Origin of the sequence: Candidatus Chlorobium masyuteum (genome assembly GCF_011601315.1) — a bacterium.
GTDB classification, from domain to species: Bacteria; Bacteroidota; Chlorobiia; order Chlorobiales; family Chlorobiaceae; genus Chlorobium; species Chlorobium masyuteum.
Genome location: NZ_JAAORA010000008.1, coordinates 1 through 19,570, shown reverse-complemented (window position 1 = coordinate 19,570; position 19,570 = coordinate 1). Strand labels below are relative to the sequence as shown.

General features: G+C 52.4%; 16 protein-coding genes and 1 pseudogene. 11 read left to right on the top strand and 6 right to left on the bottom strand.

Annotated elements, in window-relative coordinates:
- Positions 1-100: 100 nt before the first annotated feature.
- Positions 101-517, top strand: coding sequence for a hypothetical protein (locus tag G9409_RS10790; protein ID WP_166808772.1), 417 nt, complete (start codon positions 101-103; stop codon positions 515-517).
- Positions 518-598: 81 nt separating this feature from the next.
- On the top strand, positions 599-1,375 hold the full coding sequence (locus G9409_RS10785; RefSeq protein WP_166808771.1) for an arylamine N-acetyltransferase family protein: 777 nt from the start codon (positions 599-601) through the stop codon (positions 1,373-1,375).
- An 84-nt stretch (positions 1,376-1,459) separates the two neighbouring features.
- Here G9409_RS10785 and G9409_RS10780 read toward each other — a convergent pair whose 3' ends face one another.
- The 4 genes from G9409_RS10780 to G9409_RS10765 all read right to left on the bottom strand — a co-directional run bounded on the left by G9409_RS10780 (position 1,460) and on the right by G9409_RS10765 (position 5,724).
- On the bottom strand, positions 1,460-1,816 hold the full coding sequence (locus G9409_RS10780; RefSeq protein ID WP_166808770.1) for an SET domain-containing protein-lysine N-methyltransferase: 357 nt from the start codon (positions 1,814-1,816) through the stop codon (positions 1,460-1,462).
- 22 nt (positions 1,817-1,838) lie between these two features.
- Entirely contained in the window at positions 1,839-3,596 is a 1,758-nt protein-coding gene (locus G9409_RS10775; protein WP_166808769.1) for an ABC transporter ATP-binding protein, read from the bottom strand.
- A 133-nt stretch (positions 3,597-3,729) separates the two neighbouring features.
- Positions 3,730-5,208, bottom strand: a complete 1,479-nt coding sequence (locus tag G9409_RS10770) for an SET domain-containing protein-lysine N-methyltransferase (RefSeq protein WP_166808768.1) — start codon at positions 5,206-5,208, stop codon at positions 3,730-3,732.
- A 9-nt stretch (positions 5,209-5,217) separates the two neighbouring features.
- Positions 5,218-5,724 (bottom strand): SET domain-containing protein-lysine N-methyltransferase, encoded by a 507-nt coding sequence (locus tag G9409_RS10765; protein ID WP_166808767.1) that lies wholly within the window; start codon positions 5,722-5,724, stop codon positions 5,218-5,220.
- Between the two features lie 479 nt (positions 5,725-6,203).
- Here G9409_RS10765 and G9409_RS10760 point away from each other — a divergent pair, with 479 nt between their 5' ends.
- On the top strand, positions 6,204-7,085 hold the full coding sequence (locus G9409_RS10760; protein WP_166808766.1) for an alpha/beta fold hydrolase: 882 nt from the start codon (positions 6,204-6,206) through the stop codon (positions 7,083-7,085).
- A gap of 111 nt (positions 7,086-7,196) precedes the next feature.
- Complete coding sequence (locus G9409_RS10755) at positions 7,197-8,276, top strand: alkene reductase (RefSeq protein ID WP_166808765.1); 1,080 nt, start codon at positions 7,197-7,199, stop codon at positions 8,274-8,276.
- A gap of 135 nt (positions 8,277-8,411) precedes the next feature.
- On the opposite strand, the gene G9409_RS10750 is transcribed toward G9409_RS10755, so the two are convergent.
- Positions 8,412-9,434, bottom strand: a complete 1,023-nt coding sequence (locus tag G9409_RS10750; protein WP_166808764.1) for a TolB family protein — start codon at positions 9,432-9,434, stop codon at positions 8,412-8,414.
- Between the two features lie 256 nt (positions 9,435-9,690).
- Here G9409_RS10750 and G9409_RS10745 point away from each other — a divergent pair, with 256 nt between their 5' ends.
- From G9409_RS10745 to G9409_RS10715, 7 genes are all read left to right on the top strand, one after another.
- A complete protein-coding gene (locus tag G9409_RS10745) occupies positions 9,691-10,956 on the top strand; it encodes a mechanosensitive ion channel family protein (protein WP_166808763.1) in 1,266 nt (421 codons plus the stop codon).
- Between the two features lie 82 nt (positions 10,957-11,038).
- Complete coding sequence (locus G9409_RS10740; RefSeq protein WP_166808762.1) at positions 11,039-11,515, top strand: methylated-DNA--[protein]-cysteine S-methyltransferase; 477 nt, start codon at positions 11,039-11,041, stop codon at positions 11,513-11,515.
- A 200-nt stretch (positions 11,516-11,715) separates the two neighbouring features.
- Complete coding sequence (locus G9409_RS10735; RefSeq protein WP_166808761.1) at positions 11,716-12,888, top strand: efflux RND transporter periplasmic adaptor subunit; 1,173 nt, start codon at positions 11,716-11,718, stop codon at positions 12,886-12,888.
- Between the two features lie 54 nt (positions 12,889-12,942).
- Positions 12,943-16,152, top strand: a complete 3,210-nt coding sequence (locus G9409_RS10730; RefSeq protein ID WP_166808760.1) for an efflux RND transporter permease subunit — start codon at positions 12,943-12,945, stop codon at positions 16,150-16,152.
- A 35-nt stretch (positions 16,153-16,187) separates the two neighbouring features.
- Positions 16,188-17,594 carry an efflux transporter outer membrane subunit gene (locus G9409_RS10725; protein ID WP_166808759.1) on the top strand — a complete coding sequence of 469 codons (1,407 nt, stop codon included), beginning with the start codon at positions 16,188-16,190 and terminating at the stop codon, positions 17,592-17,594.
- A 23-nt stretch (positions 17,595-17,617) separates the two neighbouring features.
- Entirely contained in the window at positions 17,618-18,190 is a 573-nt protein-coding gene (locus G9409_RS10720; protein ID WP_166808758.1) for a pentapeptide repeat-containing protein, read from the top strand.
- Positions 18,191-18,412: 222 nt separating this feature from the next.
- Positions 18,413-19,213, top strand: a complete 801-nt coding sequence (locus tag G9409_RS10715; RefSeq protein WP_166808757.1) for a ferredoxin--NADP reductase — start codon at positions 18,413-18,415, stop codon at positions 19,211-19,213.
- 136 nt (positions 19,214-19,349) lie between these two features.
- Here the strand turns inward: G9409_RS10715 and G9409_RS10710 are convergent.
- Positions 19,350-19,570 (bottom strand): annotated as a pseudogene (locus tag G9409_RS10710) (hypothetical protein); the annotation flags it as partial.

The window sequence follows — 19,570 nt, the reverse complement described above, 5'->3', positions numbered from 1 at the left end:
CAACGGCTCACTTCCTGTTATTGTGTATTTTCCTTGATGTATGGTAACTTGGCGCTCATTTTCTGTAAGTAAAAATCAGGCAAACAGGCAATCTGTAGTTATGTATAAAGAACATGGGGAGAAGCCCGAAGCGGTAAGGAAAATGGCCTTGCAGTTTCTCGGGGAGGCGATCGGGCAGTGCCCGGCAGGGTTGGAGAGCAGCACGAACAGGGATATTATTTTTGCTGTTCTGGGGTTCCAGTACGGCGCCGTGCAGAGTGCAGCCTATGTTGCAGGGCTGGACGAGGCGGCTGCTTCCGGGATAGTGGAAGAGGTTGTGAGCAGGATAAACGGGATGGATAAAGAGAGTGCGTTGAAGTTCCTTGAGCTGATGCCGATGCTTGCCGGGAAGGAGTATCCTCCGATCGGTATCGGCGGCAGGGCGATTATCAGTTTTTACAATTCCGGCAATGAGAGCGAAAAGATGCGTGCGGCCGGTTCGCTGCGTGAAATCCTCCGCCAGATCGACGAAGCGTAACACCCTCAGGAACGGGGATATAATGCGAATATCAAAAACCGGTATGTGCTTGAGTAACAGGATAGACGGATGCGGCAAGATATGAAAGCAGAGAACTTCAATTTCCAGTCATACCTTGCCAGAATCGGCTTTGAAGGTGTTGCTGCAGCAGATTTTGCGACTTTGAAACGCATGATGCTCTGCCAGCTTTTTTCGGTGCCGTTTGAAAACCTGGATGTTCAGGAGGGGAAGGTCGTCTCTCTCGTGCCGGAAGAGATTTACAAAAAAATCGTGGAGAGAAGACGTGGAGGGTACTGCTACGAGGTGAACGGCCTTTTTGCCATGGCTCTGGGTTCGCTCGGAGTTCCCTATCAGTTTGTGGCTGCGCGTCCGATGACCTATCCTGTGCGTCGTCCGAAGACGCATATGGCGATTGTAGCCACCATAGAGGGGGAGCAGTGGCTCTGTGATCTCGGGTTCGGCAGTTACGGCATACGCGAACCGATCAACCTCGGCTGGATCAACCGGGATATCAGGCAGGGTTTTGATACCTTCGGGCTCTTCCTGAATCCGGACGGAAACTATCTCTTGCAGTCCATTACCGATGATTCCTGGAAGAATCTCTATGAGTTCAATCTCTCCCGGCAGGAGTGGGTTGATTTTGAGCCGGCCAACTATCTGAATTCAACGCATCCGGATTCGATTTTCGTTCGCTCGTTGATGGTTGTTCTGCAGACTCCCTCCGGCAAGGAGGTTCTCAACGGTAGCAGCTATAAATCGGTTTCCGAAGGGAGGTCGCAGGAAAGGGAGGTCACTCAGGAGGAGATTGCGCTGCTCCTGCAGCAGAAGTTTTCTCTCGGCGCCGCTCAGGGGGCGTAAAGCTCCGCGCCCAAAAGACCGGACGCTGACAACAACATGAAGAGTTGAAGCCTTCGTCCGTATCATGATAACCGGCTTGCCATATCAGATTGATCCCTTGCAGTTCGCTGCTCCGCAACTGCATTCAAATGGCGCAGCAATGGCGGTTTCATTCTGCGAGTAGTCGAAGGTGATTTCGTCACCGATGTTGATATCCCTGAGGGCAATCATCAGCTCCCTTTTTTTGTCGATGTAGCAGTTGGGATCACAATGATGGTTGACATAGCGGCCGAACGGGTGATCAATATGGCGTGTAGCCAGCTCAATTGTCCTGAGATCCCGGACCGGACTTTCGTCACCAAGGCTGAGATCCATCACGATTTCACCCTCCTTGTAGTAATTGACCGAATAGACTCCGAGGAATCCCTTGCCCTTGCCTACACCAATACCAAAAACTTTCATTATTGTTCGGTTAGATTGATCATCAGATAGAGTTTGTCAACACGGTTTCTTCAAGTTCTTCGGTGTGATTCCAGAAGCGCACATACAAGCCGTTATTGTTTAACAGCTCATTATGGGTGCCCTGTTCAACGATAGAGCCTTTGTCCATAACAAAGGTCATATCCGCCTCAACAGCCAGATTAAGTTTATGGGTAATTGCTACTATGGTGCACTGGCTCCGGAGTTTCAGGATGGTTTTCAGGATATCCTGCTCGGTGAGTGGATCGAGCGCCGAGGTGGCTTCATCAAGCAGCAGTAAAAGCGGTTCACGCACCAGAGCACGAGCCAGTGCGATACGCTGGCGCTGCCCGCCCGAGAGCAGCCCGCCGGCTTCTCCGCAGAGTGTTTCGTATTGCTCGGGCAGTGAGATGATAAATTCATGTATCTCTGCCTGCTTTGCCGCCTTTTCGATGGCTTCCTGATCGGCATCCAGGTTGCCCATGCGGATGTTTTCTGCAATGGAGAGATTGAAGAGGCTGACCTCCTGGGCAACAACGCCAATGAAACTGCGCAGCAGCCGGGGATTGATCATGCTGCTCTCTATCTCATTTATCAGGATAAGCCCGGTCGTGGGTTCATAAAAACGGAGCAGCAGATTGATGAGTGTGGTTTTGCCTGATCCGCTTGGCCCGACGAATACGGTGAAGCTTTTCGGCTCAATCCGGAAGCTGAGGTCATTCAAAACCGGCTGGCCGTTGTTGTAGGAAAAACCGACATGGCGATATTCAACTTCCCCCGTAAAGTGAACCGATTCATTGTCGTAGTGCTCCTCCTCCGGGGGAAGAGGCACTTCAAGCACCTCCTGCAACCGCTGCATGGAGGCCTTGGCCGACAGGAGGTTCGGGATTATCCAGGTCATGTGGTTGATTGCGGCACTCATGCTCACAAAGATGATCTGGTAGGAGACCAGCGATCCGACGGACATCCGACCCTGCATCACAAGCAGCCCTGCAGCAAAGAGGACTACGATATTCAGGATCAGAAAGGCCAGATTGGGCATCCGCTGCGAGATGTAGGAGAAAAAATTGGCCCGGCTTGCAACGGTAACGAACTGCTTCAGCTTTTGACGGTATTGCCCGGTGACGTGATTTTCCAGTCCGTAGGCATGGATCATGGTAAAGGCACTCAGATGTTCCTGCAGGAACATCCCCAACTGCCCGTTATAGCGGCTCAATTCATAGTTGCTGCTGTTGGTTTGTTTGGCCACCGTGTTTGGAGAAGAGAGGCAGATAACCATCCCGACCAGTACGCCGGAAAAGAGGAGCGGGCTGAGCTGCAGGAGCAGGGCCGAGGAGACCAGCAACTCCCCTATACTGAGGAATGCAGCAGGCAGGACGATTACCAGGGCGTTATCGATGGTTGCGGCATCAAGTGAGAATCTCGACATCAAATCTCCGGTGCTTTGACGCTCGTTGTATTCCATCGGCAGCAGTTGCAGATGGCGAAAGAGATCATGGCAAAGGTCGCTGAAAATTCTGGAGCCGTATTTTGCCCAGAAGTAGTCACAAATGACCGCAAAAAAGGTGTAGACCACACCACCCGCAGCAAAGAGAGCGAAGAGCAGAAAAAAAATATCCGGCTTGTTTTTCAGGATGACATCGTCAACCAGGAACTTGAGGCTGTAGCGTAATCCTGCCTCGTAGGAGAACTCGACCGTCAATCCGAGCAGGATGAAGAGCACGCGCCAGCGATAGGGCCGAATGTATTGCCAGAGGGCAACTGCAAACTTGAAATTACTCATGGGCACCACTATTAATTTATTCCGCGATTCGATTGCATCGTTGGGCGGTGCTCGCACTCAAACCGCTCATGACAAGTAATAGAGGTGCCCTCATCATGGTCCATGAGAAAGGATTATTTTGGCTCTCACAGTACTATACCGGTTGCGGGGTGAGTGCGGCAATCCTTGTTTTGACATAATCTGAAACATGCCCCCGGTAGCACTGCATAAAGGGGAGTGTGGCGTCATTACCGGTAATGAGGTGACGGCACTCAGGCTCTCCGCATTCGCAGGAAAACTCCTCCATTGTGGCGTGGCAGAAGGTTGCATAGTCCATTGTAATCTCCTCTCCGGCAGCGATAGAACGACGGGCAACCAGATTCATGTTTTCCAGCCAGGCATTGGGATTGCAGGAGTGGTTGATGGGCTTCCAGTCACGGGGGTTTTTGCTCCACATTACCCAGATCTCATCGGTGATCGGGTAGGCATACTGACGGAGCCAGCGCAGATTCCGGCTGTCCCAGTGTTTTTCGGCATAGCTCAATGATACCAGTACATGCTCTTTTTCTTCAAAGGCCTCAATCAGCTCACCCGGCTCGATATCCCGCGAGGCATACATGCCGTAGGCCGCTTTCGGGTCAAATTTTATCTTCCAGTTTTTCACGCTCTCCCGGCAGCGTTTCGTGGCAGCCTCCTGCAGCAGGCGTAGAAATTCCTGATGGCCATCAGGATAGTTGAGCAGGATGAAATCAGCACTTCCCGCATCATCGGGGCTGTAGAAAACCCCGCAGTTGGGATTGATTTCGAGCATGAAGAGCCGGCCATCGCCGTCCATTCGAATGTCGCACCGGCCATAACCGGAGCCATTCAAACCGGTGAAGAGCTGAGCGGATATGGTTCTGAGACGATTGTCCAGTTCAGGGTTATCGACCGGAATGCAGTTCATGTCCTCGTAGTCGGACCATTTAAGGTCAAAGTGCTTGAACGACTCACCTGCCGGAAAAACAAACTCTACAGCCGGAAAAACAACAGGGTTGGAAGGGTCGGCAGCATTCTCTGCCACCAGCACCGTAAACTCTCTGCCTTCAACAAACTCTTCAACCAAAGCCTCACCAAACTCCCTGACCATTCGCTCAGCTTCCCCCTTGAACGCCTCCGGCGTTTCTACACGGGAAGTTTTTGTCATGCCGATACTTGCATAGCTGTTCGGGTGTTTGACAATGAGCGGGAATCGCAGATTGAGAGCTGCCTCCTCAATATCCGCCTCTGTTGCGACAAAGCGATGAAGCGGTGTGTCGATCCCGAAAGAGCGGGCTACACGCTTCATATCTTCACGGGTCGGGTCGTAAAAATCGGAGGAGGCCCCGGTGAAGGGAGCATTGAAGTATTCAAGCGTCTGCACCACCTCTATACCGGCACAGTCGGAATCAAAAGAGCCGTCGCACAGATTGATGAAGAGATCGAAATTCTGCTGGGTGAGTGACCGTACCTGTTGAACGGCTGTGGCTTTATGAATGTCGGCCATTTCAACGTCATGACCTTCCAACCAGAATTTTATACCCCGCATCGGGTCATAATCTTTGGTCGGTGAGTCGGATTGCTCGTAGGAGGAGTAGAGTACACAGAGTTTCATAGCAGGATCTCAATTTGTGTCAGGTTCGTTAACCGGCAGTTGTTCCTCTGCTTGACCGTGAAGTTTTTCGAGAATATGGGGCGTAAATTTGTAGCGGGCCAAGAGCTCCCTGTCCAGATGCATCGCCCCTTTAATTTCGCCCAGACAGTTGGCACTTCGGCACCTGCAATCAAAAACCTGTTCCATAGCCCATTCAGTCGAAGGGTAAAAGAAGGTGATCTCTTCATTCTCTTCGATATCACGAAGGCAGATAAACTCATGACGCTTCACATCAACGTAAACATTGGGGTCGCAACTGTGATTGAGATACTGGAGGAATTCCGGTTTGAGGTGAATATGGCGATTATGGTCTATCTGCATGGAAAGATAGGTTGGCTCCTCTACATCCTCGCTGGCAGAAAACTCATGGAACAATGATCCGGATGTATGCATGCAGGTGGCTCGCAGATGTTTTTGACCTGTGTTCGGGTCAATATAGAGTGCAATTTTCCCGGTAACATCAGAGAGTTTTATCATGTTTACTACCGATTTGAGTTTGTTCCCTGAATAAAAGGTTCAACGTATAAAAAAATAACACTTTTTATGTTTATGACTCACACCAATCAGCTGAAAATAACTATAAAGTGTATATGTATCTCTTGTTAGGAAACAGTCCGGGGGAAAAAAAGAGGAGGTTCAAACAAAATAGTCTCACCTCTCTGTTGCCGCCTCCTGAGGTGCTGCTTTTTGATACGGTAACCTTTTTCACTACCACTTTATTCACAATCTTTTTGTGTCTCCAGCTGAACCGGGCGAGGGCTATGGTGCCGTTGATGAACTATTGGCTGCCGGTGCCTGAGCAGCTTTCAAACGGAGTGAACAGCAAATAATTTGATCTCTCTTTAGAGTATACTTGCGCTCTACAGTAATAACGTTTAGCTTTAACATGCCTGATTGTAAGCCCTTTACGGGCGCAGCAAACAGAACAGGGGAAACAGAACGTCACTCATTACACTATGACTATACCTGCGACCAACCACTCTCCGGATTTTTCTGACACTCAATCTGTTGCTGTGAACGGCTTCAATGTTCATTACCGGCTGGCGGGCAGGGGAGAGCCGCTTCTGGTACTTCTTCACGGCAGTTTTTTAAGCATGCGCTCCTGGCGGCTTGTTTTTGATGAGCTGGCGAAAACCTCTTCGGTCATAGCCTTTGACCGGCCTGCTTTCGGTTACACCTCACGTCCGCATGCATCAAAAGCGAAGGGGGTCAGTTACTCTCCCGAGGCGCAGAGTGATCTTGTGATAACGATGATCCGGCAGCTTGGTTTCAGCAGAGCGGTGCTGGTCGGGAACTCGACAGGCGGTACGCTTGCGCTGCTCACGGCGCTTCGCTACCCGGAGCAGGTTGAGGGGGTGGTACTGGTGGATGCCATGATTTACAGCGGCTATGCGACGAGCGAGGTGCCCGCGCTCATGAAGCCGCTGATGAAAGCCATGACTCCGCTCTTTTCCGGCTTGATGAAGTTGCTCATTACCCGGCTTTACAACAAGGTGATTCGCGCCATGTGGTACAACAAGGAGCGTCTTGCAGGCGATGTGCTCACTGCATTTCGCCAGGACCAGATGCAGGGTGATTGGGCGAGGGCGTTTTTTGAGGTATTTCTTGAGACACACCATCTCAAGCTTGATGAACAAATCAAGACCATGAGGAAACCCTCTTTGGTGATTACGGGAGAGTACGATGTCATGGTTAAAAAAGAGGAGAGCATCCGGCTTGCCGGTGAGCTTGCAGAGGCTGAGCTGGTGGTGGTTCCAGATTGCGGTCATCTTCCCCACGAAGAGCAGCCTGAAGCCTTTCTGATCGCGGTAAGAGATTTTCTGAAGAGAATTTCCTGATGACCTTCATGAACCATAAAGTTGATACAGGTGTTAATGGGAAGATCAACACCCTTATAGCGCTGTTGGTTGTGACTTGTACTTGAACCCTTTTTCCTCCGGGAGTTTACCATGTCTCTACTCTTCTCTCCGGCCTCTCTTGGCCCCATCATGCTGCAGAACCGTATGGTCATGGCGCCAATGACCCGCAGCCGCGCAACCGGAAATATCCCCACCGCGCTCATGGCGGAGTACTACGCTCAACGCAGTTCGGCGGGGCTGATCATCACCGAAGGAACATCCTCATCACCGAATGGTCTTGGCTATCCCCGCATACCCGGAATATTCTCCCCGTCCCAGGTAGAGGGATGGAAAGCCGTTACTGAAGCGGTGCATGAGGGGGGAGCAAAAATGTTTCTGCAGCTCATGCATTGTGGCCGTATTGCCCATCAGCTCAACCTGCCCGCAGGAGCCCGCGTGATTGCACCTTCTGCTGTGGCCGCTTCCGGAGAGATGTATACGGATGCTGACGGGCTTAAGCCTTTCCCGATACCTGAAGCGATGAGCGGGAAGGATATCACCGATGCTGTCGCAGAGTATGCCCGTGCGGCGGAGAATGCAGTGTCGGCAGGATTTGACGGTGTTGAGCTTCATGCAGCAAACGGTTATCTGCTCGAACAGTTCATCCGTCCGAATTCCAACCGTCGCACCGACCGGTATGGCGGTTCGCTTGAAAACCGTGCCCGTTTTCTCTTTGAGGTCACTGCTGCGGTGAGTGAAGCTATCGGCAGGGAGCGTGTCGGTATACGGCTCTCGCCGTTCGGCGTCTTCAATGATATGCCTCTTTATGACAACATGGAGGAGGAGTATGCATGGCTTGCCACAGAGCTCAACCGGTCAGCTCCGGCCTACCTGCATATTGTTGATCACTCCTCCATGGGTGCGCCCGTGGTGCCGGAGAGCATCAAGGCGACTTTCCGCAGGGAGTTCAGGGGTGCATTGATTCTCTCCGGCGGGTACGATGCAACCCTGGCGGAAAGCGATCTGGAGAGGGGCAGATGTGATCTTGTTGCCTTCGGTCGGGCGTTTATTGCCAATCCCGATCTGGTCAAACGATGGAAAACCGGAGCACCTCTGAACACTCCCGACATGGATACCTTCTATACGCCGGGGGAGAAGGGGTATACCGATTATCCGGCGGCACCGCTATAAATCTATTCCGCGATTCGATTACTTCGTTGGGCGGTGCTCGAAATCCTCAGGTACTCCTTGTACGTTCCGGTTTCTGCGCTCCGTCCGCCTCGTACTCAAACCGCTCATTACAATTTATAGAGGTGCCGTAGTTTTTTATGGTGAAAAATTCCACTCTTTTGAGACTCGCTGTAAACGCTCATTGCCCGGCAGCGCGGCTGCCGGTTCGGAGCCGTCGGTCATGATCTGTTTCGGTGCAGCACCCGGCTCTATATCGAGTATCCAGAGATTTGAAGAGGCATTGCTGCTCCACCGGTTTTCCCCCCGTTCAAAAAGAATCGCCCTGCCGTTCCGGATAAAGACCGGATTGGTGCCGCTGGTCACCAGAATCTTTCGCTGCGTTCTCCGGTTGATCAGATAGATCGTGTCTTCAGCCTTCTCTGTCGTTGCAGGCGAGTAGCAGAGTATTCTGTGGCCTTCAGGGGAGAGAGCCGGACGCCAGTATGGCGTAAAATCCGACCCCTTCAGGGGATAGCTGAAGAGCGGTTTTCCGTTCAGATCAATGATTGCAAAACCGCCCGAAACATCACTGCCGCTCTCCTGCCAGAGTATCGACTTTCCGTCGGGCGAAAAGGCCGGGTTGGAGTAGATATAGCCCGCATCGAGCATGGCATTTTTTCTCTGCACTACCGGCCTGCATTTGCCAGTCAGGATCTCTCCAATAGTGATCGACATGGTGGCGAAAGCCTGAAGCTCATCCTTTTTTCCTGCTCTGCGAAGTTCGGAGAGTCCGACGAAGAGGAGGCTCTTTCCGTCCGGAGAGAAGGCGGGATCTTCGGCGGCAAGAACGCCTTCAAAGCGCACCCTCCGGGGTTTTCCTCCGGAACATTCAACCATGAAGAGCTGTCCGAACCCGGTATCCGGGTAGATCGCCTTTTCGGTTCGGCGGCAAAAGGCAACTTCGTTTCCGTTCGGGGAGAGAGCAGGATGGGTGTCCTGGCCGGAAGTTGTCAGCTGGCGCTGACCGGACCCGTCGAGGCGGGCGATCCAGATGTTTCCCTTTCGCACAAAAGCGATTATGTCGCCTGCATTGCTTCCTGAAGGAGCAGCTGCGGGCTCAGTAGTGAATACAAGCTGAACCGTTAGTATGAGGAGTGCAAAAAACGCTTTACTCTTCATCCGGGTTTATGTTTTCCAGGTGGAATAAGGTGCTACAGCGAGGGTAACCTTCACGGTTCTGATATCGCCATACAACACTCTGAAATATACGAGATGATCCCGGTTTTCTTCTTCCCTCCGGCGTGCTGATCCTGTCCGGGTGGATCTCCGGGTATAGAGCCGTATCGGACCATGCAATTATGCAGATGCTTTTGCTGTTATATAAAGGTGTTGTTCCTTTTTTTTTGCTTGCTGTTATGAACTGATTTGCTCTCTTATGACCTCTTTGATCCGATTGTTACGTAACTATGGTATAGCTCCCGATCTCACTGTTCTTGTTGCAACCATTATCGCCGGCGTTCTGGCGCTTGCTGTTATTATTGTTGTCTTTGTTTTGATCAGCCGTATTCTGCTTCGGGTGATCACACACCTTGCAGCAAGAACCAGTACACGACTTGATGACCTGCTGCTCAAGCACAACGTGTTTACCGGTCTCTTCCGCCTGATTCCGCCGGTTCTCATTCATCTTTTATCGGCGCCGGTTCTCGTCTATTATCCTGCAACGCTTCTGCTGGTCAGGGATTTTGCGGTGCTTTCCATGATTGTGGTGGTAGTGGTGGTGATTTTTTCTCTGCTTGATGCCTTGCTGGAATTTTTTTCCGAGTTCTCTAAGGAGTCGAGAGTCCCGGTTAAAAGTTTTGTCCAGGTTACCAAGACGCTTGCGGTTTCAATTGCCCTCGTTGTTGTGGTATCCAAACTTATGGGCAAATCGCCGCTTGTGTTTCTCGGCGGTCTTGGTGCTTTCACGGCTGTACTGCTGCTGATTTTCAAGAACTCGATTCTCGGCTTTGTTGCCGGTATTCAGCTTTCAAGCAACAATCTGGTACGGGTCGGCGACTGGATTGATATGCCGAAATACGAGGCCGATGGTGAAGTAACCGATATCTCGCTGGTTACGGTATCGGTTCAGAACTGGGATAAAACCATCAGCACCATACCGGCCTATGCCCTGATTTCGGAAGGGTTCAGAAACTGGCGGGGGATGAATGAGTCGGGAGGAAGGCGTATCAAACGATCACTCAATATCGATATGACCAGTATCCGCTTCTGTGATGATGCCATGCTTGTCCGGCTGCAGCATATTCAGCTGCTCAGGGAGTATCTCGATAAAAAAACAGCGGAAATCGACAAATACAACCGCCGTGATGAGATCGATGACCGTTTCGAGGTCAATGAACGGCGACTGACCAATATCGGAATTTTCCGGGCCTATCTGTCGGCCTATCTGCACCATCATCCGAAGGTCAATGCGTCGATGAGCCTGATTATCCGGTATCTGGAACCGACCTCGAATGGCTTGCCGATCGAGATCCTTGTTTTCAGCTGTGAAAAGGAGTGGGCGGCATTTGAGCAGGTACAGGCGGATATCCTTGATCATATCATTGCCGTTCTCTCCTACTTTGATTTGCGGATTTTCCAGTATCCCGGAAGTTATACGGTCGGAAAATCTGCAAGAAACCCCGTTCAGCCGGTTCAGGAGTAATAGAGCGGTTCATCAGGAGTTTTTTTGCACTCTGCTGTTGTTGGTATTCTTTATCATAACTTGCAGAAAAGGTTTTAGTACCATGATTCTCTCTTTTCAGAATACCACGATCGGCCGAATCGGCGTTGCGGAGCGTGAAGGTGCTATCACCAATCTTTTTTTTCCTGCGGATACTCTTCCCGAAGATGCTGAAATCGGTGAAACGGAGCTGACCGTGGAGGCCTTCCGGCAGCTGAACGCCTACCTTCAGGGCTCTCTCTGCCACTTCTCACTTCCCCTTGCCCCGTCGGGCACGCCATTTATGCAGCGTGTCTGGCGGGAGCTCAGTGCTCTTGCATACGGCACGACCTCCACCTACAGAGCGGTCGCCATTGCCGCAGGAAATGCGCGTGCTGTCCGCGCAGTCGGGATGGCCAATCATCGCAATCCTCTGCCGGTTTTTATTCCCTGTCACCGGGTCATCGGCAGTAACGGCGCTCTCAGCGGATATCGAGGAGGGGTAGCGCTCAAAAGGCATCTGCTTGAGCTTGAACGGGAGACAAACGCGCTGAAGCTCTGAATATCCTGGCGTGAAACGTGAGAGAGCGGCATAATTTGTAAAATATTCTCTATCGTTCTTGCTCATTGCAGCAAATGATGTTGAATTTTTGCGGGTAAGTGGTATCCTTGTAAATTGTTGCATCTTTGCCCGGCAGGCCGGGAGTGGCGGTGCATACAAGAGGATTTTTTAATGTTTCAGTGGATTAACAACAGGATATTATGAAGAACAGGGTGATGCAGCGGTTTTTCCGGTTTCAGGTCGTTATCGCCTTCTCCATACCGCTACTCGTTGCCGGATGCGGCCCGTCAAAAGGTGGCAAAGATGGCGAGCAGAAGGGAACTCCGGCTCTTCCGGTGATGAGGGTTACGCCCGGAGATGCCGCGGTGACCACCTCATACTCCTCCCTGCTTGAGGGAAAGGTCAATGTGGAGATCCGTCCCCAGGTTGACGGCACGCTCAGCAGGATCTATGTTGATGAAGGTGCATGGGTGAAGGCGGGTCAGCCTCTCTTTAAAATTGATGACCGCCTCTATCGTGAGCAGTACAACAGTGCACTGGCATCCCAGCATGCCGCTGAAGCTTCACTCGTGGTTGCAAAACTCAACGAGGAGAAACTGGTGCCGCTGGTAAAGAACAGTGTGGTCTCGGACATTCAGCTTAAAACCGCCAGGGCAAACCGTCAGGCCGCCCAGGCCTCTGTCGAGCAGGCAAGAGCTGCGGCCCGCTCTGCACTGGTCAATGTGGATTACTCCACCGTAAAAGCACCGGTAAGCGGTTACATTGGCAGAATTCCTTTCAGGCTGGGCAGTCTGGTTACCAAAAATCAGAGCCAGTCCCTGACGCAGCTCAGTGACGTCAGCGAGATTTATGCCTATTTCAGCATGAGTGAAATTGATTTTATGCAGTTCCGCAACCGCTATCCGGGCAGCACCATACAGGAGAAGCTCCGCCAGGTGGCGCCGGTCTCTCTGGTCATGGCGGACGGCACGTTTTTCGGCTCAAAGGGAACGGTCGATACCATCAGCGGCGAGTTTGACCAGGCAACCGGTTCGGTCAGGATACGGACGGTATTTCCGAATCCGGACGGGCTGCTGCGCTCGGGAAACACCGGCAAGGTTGTTCTGGAGTCGATCTATCGCAATGTGCTGCTCGTGCCGCAGGCGGCCACGGTTGAGTTGCAGGACAAGGTTTTTGTCTTTCTCGTCGGCAGCGGTAACCGGGTTAAAAAGCAGTCGATTACTGTTACAGGCAAGAGCGGCAACAACTATATCGTCGGTTCCGGTCTGAAAGCGGGAGATAGCATTGTAACTGCCGGTACTGAAAAACTTCCGGATGGCACGGTGATAAAGCCGCTCAGCGCAGCTCCGGCGGCAGCGGCAGCAAAACAGTGAAGAGAGGAAAAATGAGTTCCGTAACGGATTGAAGGCGCTAACCAGAGACTATTCATGTTTGAACGTTTTATATCAAGGCCGGTTCTTGCTACCGTCATATCCATCATTCTGGTTATTCTCGGCCTTGTCGGCATCAACCAGCTCTCCATTACCCGCTTTCCCGATATCGCTCCTCCGAGTGTTTCGGTGAGTGCGAGTTATCCCGGAGCAAGTGCTGAAACCGTCGGTCGTTCGGTTGCGCCGCCGCTTGAAGAGGCGATCAACGGGGTTGAAAACATGACCTACATGACCTCAACCTCCGCCAATGACGGATCGCTCTCCATTTCGGTTTTTTTCAAGCAGGGCACCAATCCCGACCAGGCTGCGGTCAATGTTCAGAACCGGGTTGCCCAGGCGGCCAGCCGCCTCCCGGCAGAGGTCAACCAGATCGGCGTATCGACCGTCAAGCGTCAGAACAGCCAGATCATGCTGATCACGCTTTCAAGCAGTTCAAAGGCCTATGACCAGATCTTCCTGCAGAACTATGCCAAGATCAACATTGTCGATGATCTGGCCCGCGTGCCCGGTGTAGGGCAGGTGTCTGTTTACGGCAACATGGATTATGCCATGCGTATCTGGCTGCGCCCGCAGCAGATGGCAGCATACAAGGTGACGCCGCAGGAGGTCGCAGCCGCAATCCAGAGCCAGAACCTTGAGGCGGCTCCGGGCTCCTTCGGCGAGAACAGCAGTGAGGCGATGCAGTATGTGATGAAGTACAAGGGGAAGAATGCCTATCCCGGCGATTATGAGGATATGGTGATCCGCGCCAATCCCGACGGATCGCTGCTCAAACTCGGTGATATCGCCCGTATCGAGTTCGGCGCCTACCGCTATACGGTTAATACCAAGGCCAACGGCCAACCGGGTGTGGTGATGGCGGTCTATCAGGCTCCGGGTTCAAACGCCAACAAGGTTGAGACCGGGCTTCGCAAGGTGCTTGAAAAGGCCGCAGGCGCTCTGCCTGCCGGCATCAGCTATTCGATTCCCTTCAGCTCCAAAAAGGTGGTTGACGAGTCGATTGTACAGGTTGAGCATACGCTTGTTGAAGCCTTTCTGCTGGTCTTTTTTGTGGTCTTTCTCTTTCTGCAGGATCTCCGATCCACCATTATTCCTGCCATTGCCGTTCCGGTCGCCATTGTCGGCACCTTTTTCTTTATGAACCTTTTCGGTTTTTCCATCAACGTGCTGACCCTGTTCGGGCTTGTACTGGCTATCGGTATTGTGGTTGATGATGCCATTGTAGTGGTTGAGGCGGTCCATGCCAAAATGGAGCAGAAGAACTATCCGGCCAAGGTTGCCACGGTTTCAGCCATGCGCGAAATTACCACTGCTATTGTCACCATTACGCTGGTGATGGCTTCGGTCTTTCTGCCGGTAGGCTTTCTGCAGGGTTCGACCGGTGTCTTCTACCGCCAGTTTGCCTTTACGCTTGCCATTGCCATTCTGATTTCTGCGGTCAACGCCCTTACCCTGAGCCCGGCTCTCTGCGCTCTGTTTCTCACCAATCTCCATGATGCGAAAGGAGAAGGGAGGCATGGAAAACTGAAAAAATTCGGTGCATACGGTCATCGTTTTTTTACCGCGTTCAACACCGCATTTGACGTGCTGAAGCGCAAATATCTCGGTGCACTGGTCTATCTGATCCGAAACAAGCGATTCACCTTCGGTTTTCTCGGTCTGCTGGTCCTGCTCTCTTTCGTGATGTTCAGGGTGACGCCGACGGGATTCATTCCGGATGAGGATAACGGTTTTGTGATTGTCTCCGTCACCCTTCCTCCCGGAGCATCATTTGCCCGAACCCAGGCGGTCATGGACAGGGCATCGGCAACCCTCGCTACCATTCCTGCGATAGAAAAGGCGATATCGGTGGCCGGTATCAATATCCTTTCCAGAAGTTCATCCCCCTCGTCGGGTCTGCTTTTTGTGCAGCTCAAGGAGCCGGGGGAGCGCGGGCCGGATGGAAACATCAAAAAAATCCTGGCCACCATATCAAAAAAACTTTCCGGAAGGGAGGGCTCCTTCTTTGCGCTTGCCCAGCCAACCGTTCCGGGTTTCAGTACCGTCAGCGGTCTTGAGTTTGTTGTGCAGGATCGTCGCGGCGGCGGGCTGGATAAACTCGGCAGTGTGGCGCAGGGCTTTATCGGAGAGCTGATGAAACGGCCTGAAATTGCCGCGGCCTTCACCACCTTCAAGGCAACCAACCCCCAGTTTGAGCTTGTGGTGGATAACGTCAAGGCTGCCCAGCTCGGGGTCAATGTCAAGGAGCTTCTCTCCGTCATGCAGGTTTATTTTGGCAGCTCACAGGCATCGGATTTCAACCGGTTCAGCAAGTACTACCGGGTGATCATGCAGGCCGAACCGGGGGAGCGCTCCGAACCGGCCTCCCTGAACGGCATTTTTGTCAAGAGCTCCGGCGGCAGTATGGTACCGGTCTCGTCACTCATCACCCTGAAACGGGTCTACGGCACCGAATCGGTTGACCACTTCAATATGTTCAATGCAGTTTCGGTCAACGCCATGGTCAAGCCGGGTTTCAGTACCGGCCAGGCCATCAAGGCCGTTGAAGAGCTCTCCAAAACCGCTCTTCCGGCAGGTTACACCTATGACTGGAAGGGACAGAGCCGTGAGGAGCTTGAATCAACCGGCGGGCTGCTCTTTATCTTTTTGCTCTCCGTCGTTTTTGTCTACTTTCTTCTTGCCGCGCTCTACGAGAGCTATCTTTTGCCTCTTGCGGTGATGTTCTCCATTCCGACCGGTCTGCTCGGGGTATTTATCGGCATCAAGCTTGCCGGGGTTGAGAACAATATCTATGTGCAGGTGGCGGTTATCATGCTGATCGGTCTTCTGGCCAAGAACGCCATTCTGATTGTCGAGTTCGCCCTGCAGCGCAGGGTTGCCGGCAGTTCACTCTCCGCTGCGGCAATTGAGGGTGCCAAAGCGAGGCTGCGGCCGATTCTTATGACTTCACTTGCCTTTGTGGCCGGACTTCTCCCGCTGCTCTTTGTGACCGGCCCTGCGGCCCAGGGAAACCACTCCATCGGCGCGGCGGCTATCGGCGGTATGTTTGTGGGTATGGTACTCGGTATTCTTGTTGTACCGGTCCTTTTTGTCACCTTCCAGCACCTTCAGGAGCGGATTACCGGCCCTGCGGCAGCCATTGTGGAGGCGGGGGAGCTGCTTGACGAGGTTGAGCGAGAGGAGAAAAAGGGCTCGGTGCAGTTGTGAAGGCGCATAATGATAGCATCATTAACAGGTTCTCTATGAGAAAAGAGGTTGAACGGATTTTACGGAGAGGCATCCTGATGCTGCTCGCTTTCGGGATCACGGCATGCAGTACTACCGGAAGCTACCGGAAGCCGGAAGTGGCTATGCCCCGGGCTTATCGCAGTGGTGAGCGTTCAGGGGGCAGTGCCTCCGATTCGGTTATCGCCCTCTTGCCCTACCGGAGTTTCTTTGCTGATAAAACGCTTTGTCTGCTCATTGACAGCGCAATGGTGAACAATATTGACCTGCAGGTGGCGCTCAAAAATATTGACTATGCCCGTCAAACCCTCAGTTCGGCACGTCTCGGCATTCTGCCGACACTGAACCTCGGTGTCCAGAATACCAGAACGCATCCGTCCGATAACGGTGTAAAGACAAATCTTGATGACTACAGTGCTTACGGCACCTCATCATGGGAGGTTGATATCTGGGGAAAAATCCGCAGCAGAAAGAGCTCAGCCCTTGCCAGTTACCTGAAGACAGGGGAGGCGGCAAAAGCCGTTCGTACCCGATTGGTGGCTGACGTTGCTTCAGGTTATTACAATCTGCTGATGCTTGACCGGCAGCTTGAAAGTTCCAGAAAAAACCTTGCCATTGCCGACACCACGCTGAAAATGATCGGGCTTCAGTATGATGCCGGTCAGGTTACGGCCCTTGCCGTTCAGCAGCAGGAGGCGTTACGGCAGTCGATAGCGGGATCACTTCCCCAGATTGAGCAGAAAATCAGTGCGCAGGAGAATGCGCTCAGCATCCTCTGCGGCCGGATGCCCGGAGCCATTCAGCGTGATCAGGCGCTTTTTACCCTCAAAGTGGCTGACGAGCTGCCCTCCGGAATCCCCTCCTCCCTTCTGCAGAACCGTCCGGATGTTCGTGCTGCTGAACTGGCGGTCAGGGCCGCCCATGCTGATATGGGTGAGGCCGAAGCTTCGCTCTACCCTTCGCTGACGCTTACCGCTACCGGTGGCCTTGAAGCGTTCAAAAGAAGCCAGTGGTTTACCGTTCCGGGTTCCATTTTCGGCGTTGTGCAGGGAGCCGTGTTGCAACCGATTTTCCAGCGCGGTCAATTGAAGGCACGCTATCAGCAGACAAGAATAAAACGGGAGCAGGCGGAGCTTGAGTTCAAGCTTTCACTGCTCAAGGCTGTCGGAGAGGTCTCGGATGCGCTGGTTCAGCTCGACAAGGTGAAACTACAGGAGAGCATGGCTACAGAGAGAGTTGCAACGCTGCATAAAGCGGTTTCCAATGCAGGGATGCTTTTTCGGAGCGGAATGGCAAGCTATCTTGAAGTTATGGTTGCCCAGACCAGCGCCCTTCAGGCGGAGCTTGACCTTGCCTCTGTAAGGCGTCAGCATCTTACCGCCATGTCAGAGCTCTACCGTGCGCTCGGCGGCGGATGGCGATAGCGGATAACAGGGAGAGATCCACCATGCATACAGAGCTGATTGAAAACAGAGTTTTTGAGCGAGTCTCCCTCACAGAAAACCCGCTCCTGAAAGGGGTATATGAAGAGTGCCGCTTCATCAAGTGTTACGGAAACAGGGGTGATCTTTCGGGAATTACCTTCAGGAACTGCCTGTTTGAAAACTGTGATCTGAGTCTGGCAACAGTGCGCAGCAGCCTGCTGCAGGATGTGCAGTTCAGGGGCTGCAAGCTGCTCGGTGTGCAGTTCACGGAGTGCAAGGGGTTTCTGTTGCAGCTTGATTTTGAGGAGTGCATGCTGAAACTGGCACTCTTCAGCCAGTTAAAGCTGAAGAATACCCGTTTCAAAAACTGTGATCTTCAGGAAGCCGATTTCACCGAAGCCGATCTCACCGGAGCAATTTTTGAAGCGTGTGATCTTTTACGCACGACCTTTCTTAAGAGCAATCTTGAGCATGCCGACCTCCGTTCGGCCTTTAACTACTCCATTGATCCCGAGACCAACCGTCTGAAGAAAGCCCGCTTTCTCCTCCCCCAGGTTATCGGTCTGCTCGACCGGTATGATATCATTATTGAGTGAAGGTCAAGCCCTGTAGGGGCAATATTGGTAGCCCACGATGAAGTCGGCGCCGGGATGGGATTTGGAGCACCGTCCGACGAATTGATCGAATCGCGGAACAGATTAATCGTGATGCCCATAACAATATGATGCGAAACGGGGTGAACTGTTGCTATCTCTTGTATGTTATTTATTGAAGGTGTGAAATGAAGTTATTGCAATCAGTATCAGGATGGTGAGTACATGGAACGTTCAGAATACAATGCGACGGTTACGGGTAAAATTATGGTTACTCCGGACCTTATGATTCTTCGGGTTGATACCGATGAGCCGCGAAAGGAGTTTGAAGCCGGTCAGAATATGCTGCTCGGTCTTTACGGCTTCGAGAAGCGCTCTTCCAATTCGGAGCCAGAGGTGGTGCCTGCGGATGCAGAGAAACTTATCAAGAGGCCTTACTCCATTGCTTCTGCCAAAACCGAGACCAGCCAGCTTGAGTTTTATATATCACAGGTCAAGTCCGGCCAGTTGACCTCAAGGTTGTTTAATCTCAACACAGGGGATCGGGTTTTTGTCGGTACAGCCATAACCGGAATATTCCGTCTCGACGAAACCCCGGACGGCAGCGACATTGTTATGGTGGCGACAGGAACCGGCATTGCCCCCTACATCAGCTTTCTACGTTCACATATTATCGAAAGGCCCGAGAGCAAGATGGTGGTGATTCAGGGCGCGGCGCACCGGTGGGATCTGGGCTACTACAGTGAGCTGACCTTCCTTGAAAAGAGCTTCGCCAACTTTTTTTATGTGCCTACACTCACCGATGCCGATGAGCGCTGGGATGGTTACCGGTTATGGATTGAGGAGTTGCTGAAACAGGATATTCTGCAGAACGAATACAACATCTCTCCCGATCCTGACCGCACACACTTTTTTGTCAGCGGCAAGCCGGATATGGTTGCTCACGTTTCAGAGTGGCTGGAGGGCTACGGTTACAGGCGGCACCATCCGAATGATCCGGGGGAGCTCTACATCGAGGAGTTCTGAGCGTATTGACTGCTTAAGCAAATGCTCTCCTGAACTTTTGTCCAAATCAAAAAAGGGAAGGCTGATACTTCATTAGCCTCCCCTTTTTACTGCCCCGATTCTCATAATGGATCCGGAGCGTTTACGGTCATAGGTGTTAGATGGTCTGTGCGGTAATCGTGAACGATCCTGCATGGGCACCGGACTCTGTCGTGTTCGAGAAGTTGAGGGTCATCTTGACATCCCCGACGGTCTGGGTCTGGCCGGTAACACCGCGCAACTGGGTGGTAATGGTGCTTCCTGAAACCGCTCCGCTCACTCCATTGGTTGAGGCCAGTCCGTATCCGCTGACACCGATCTTTGAGCTCGAACCGGCTC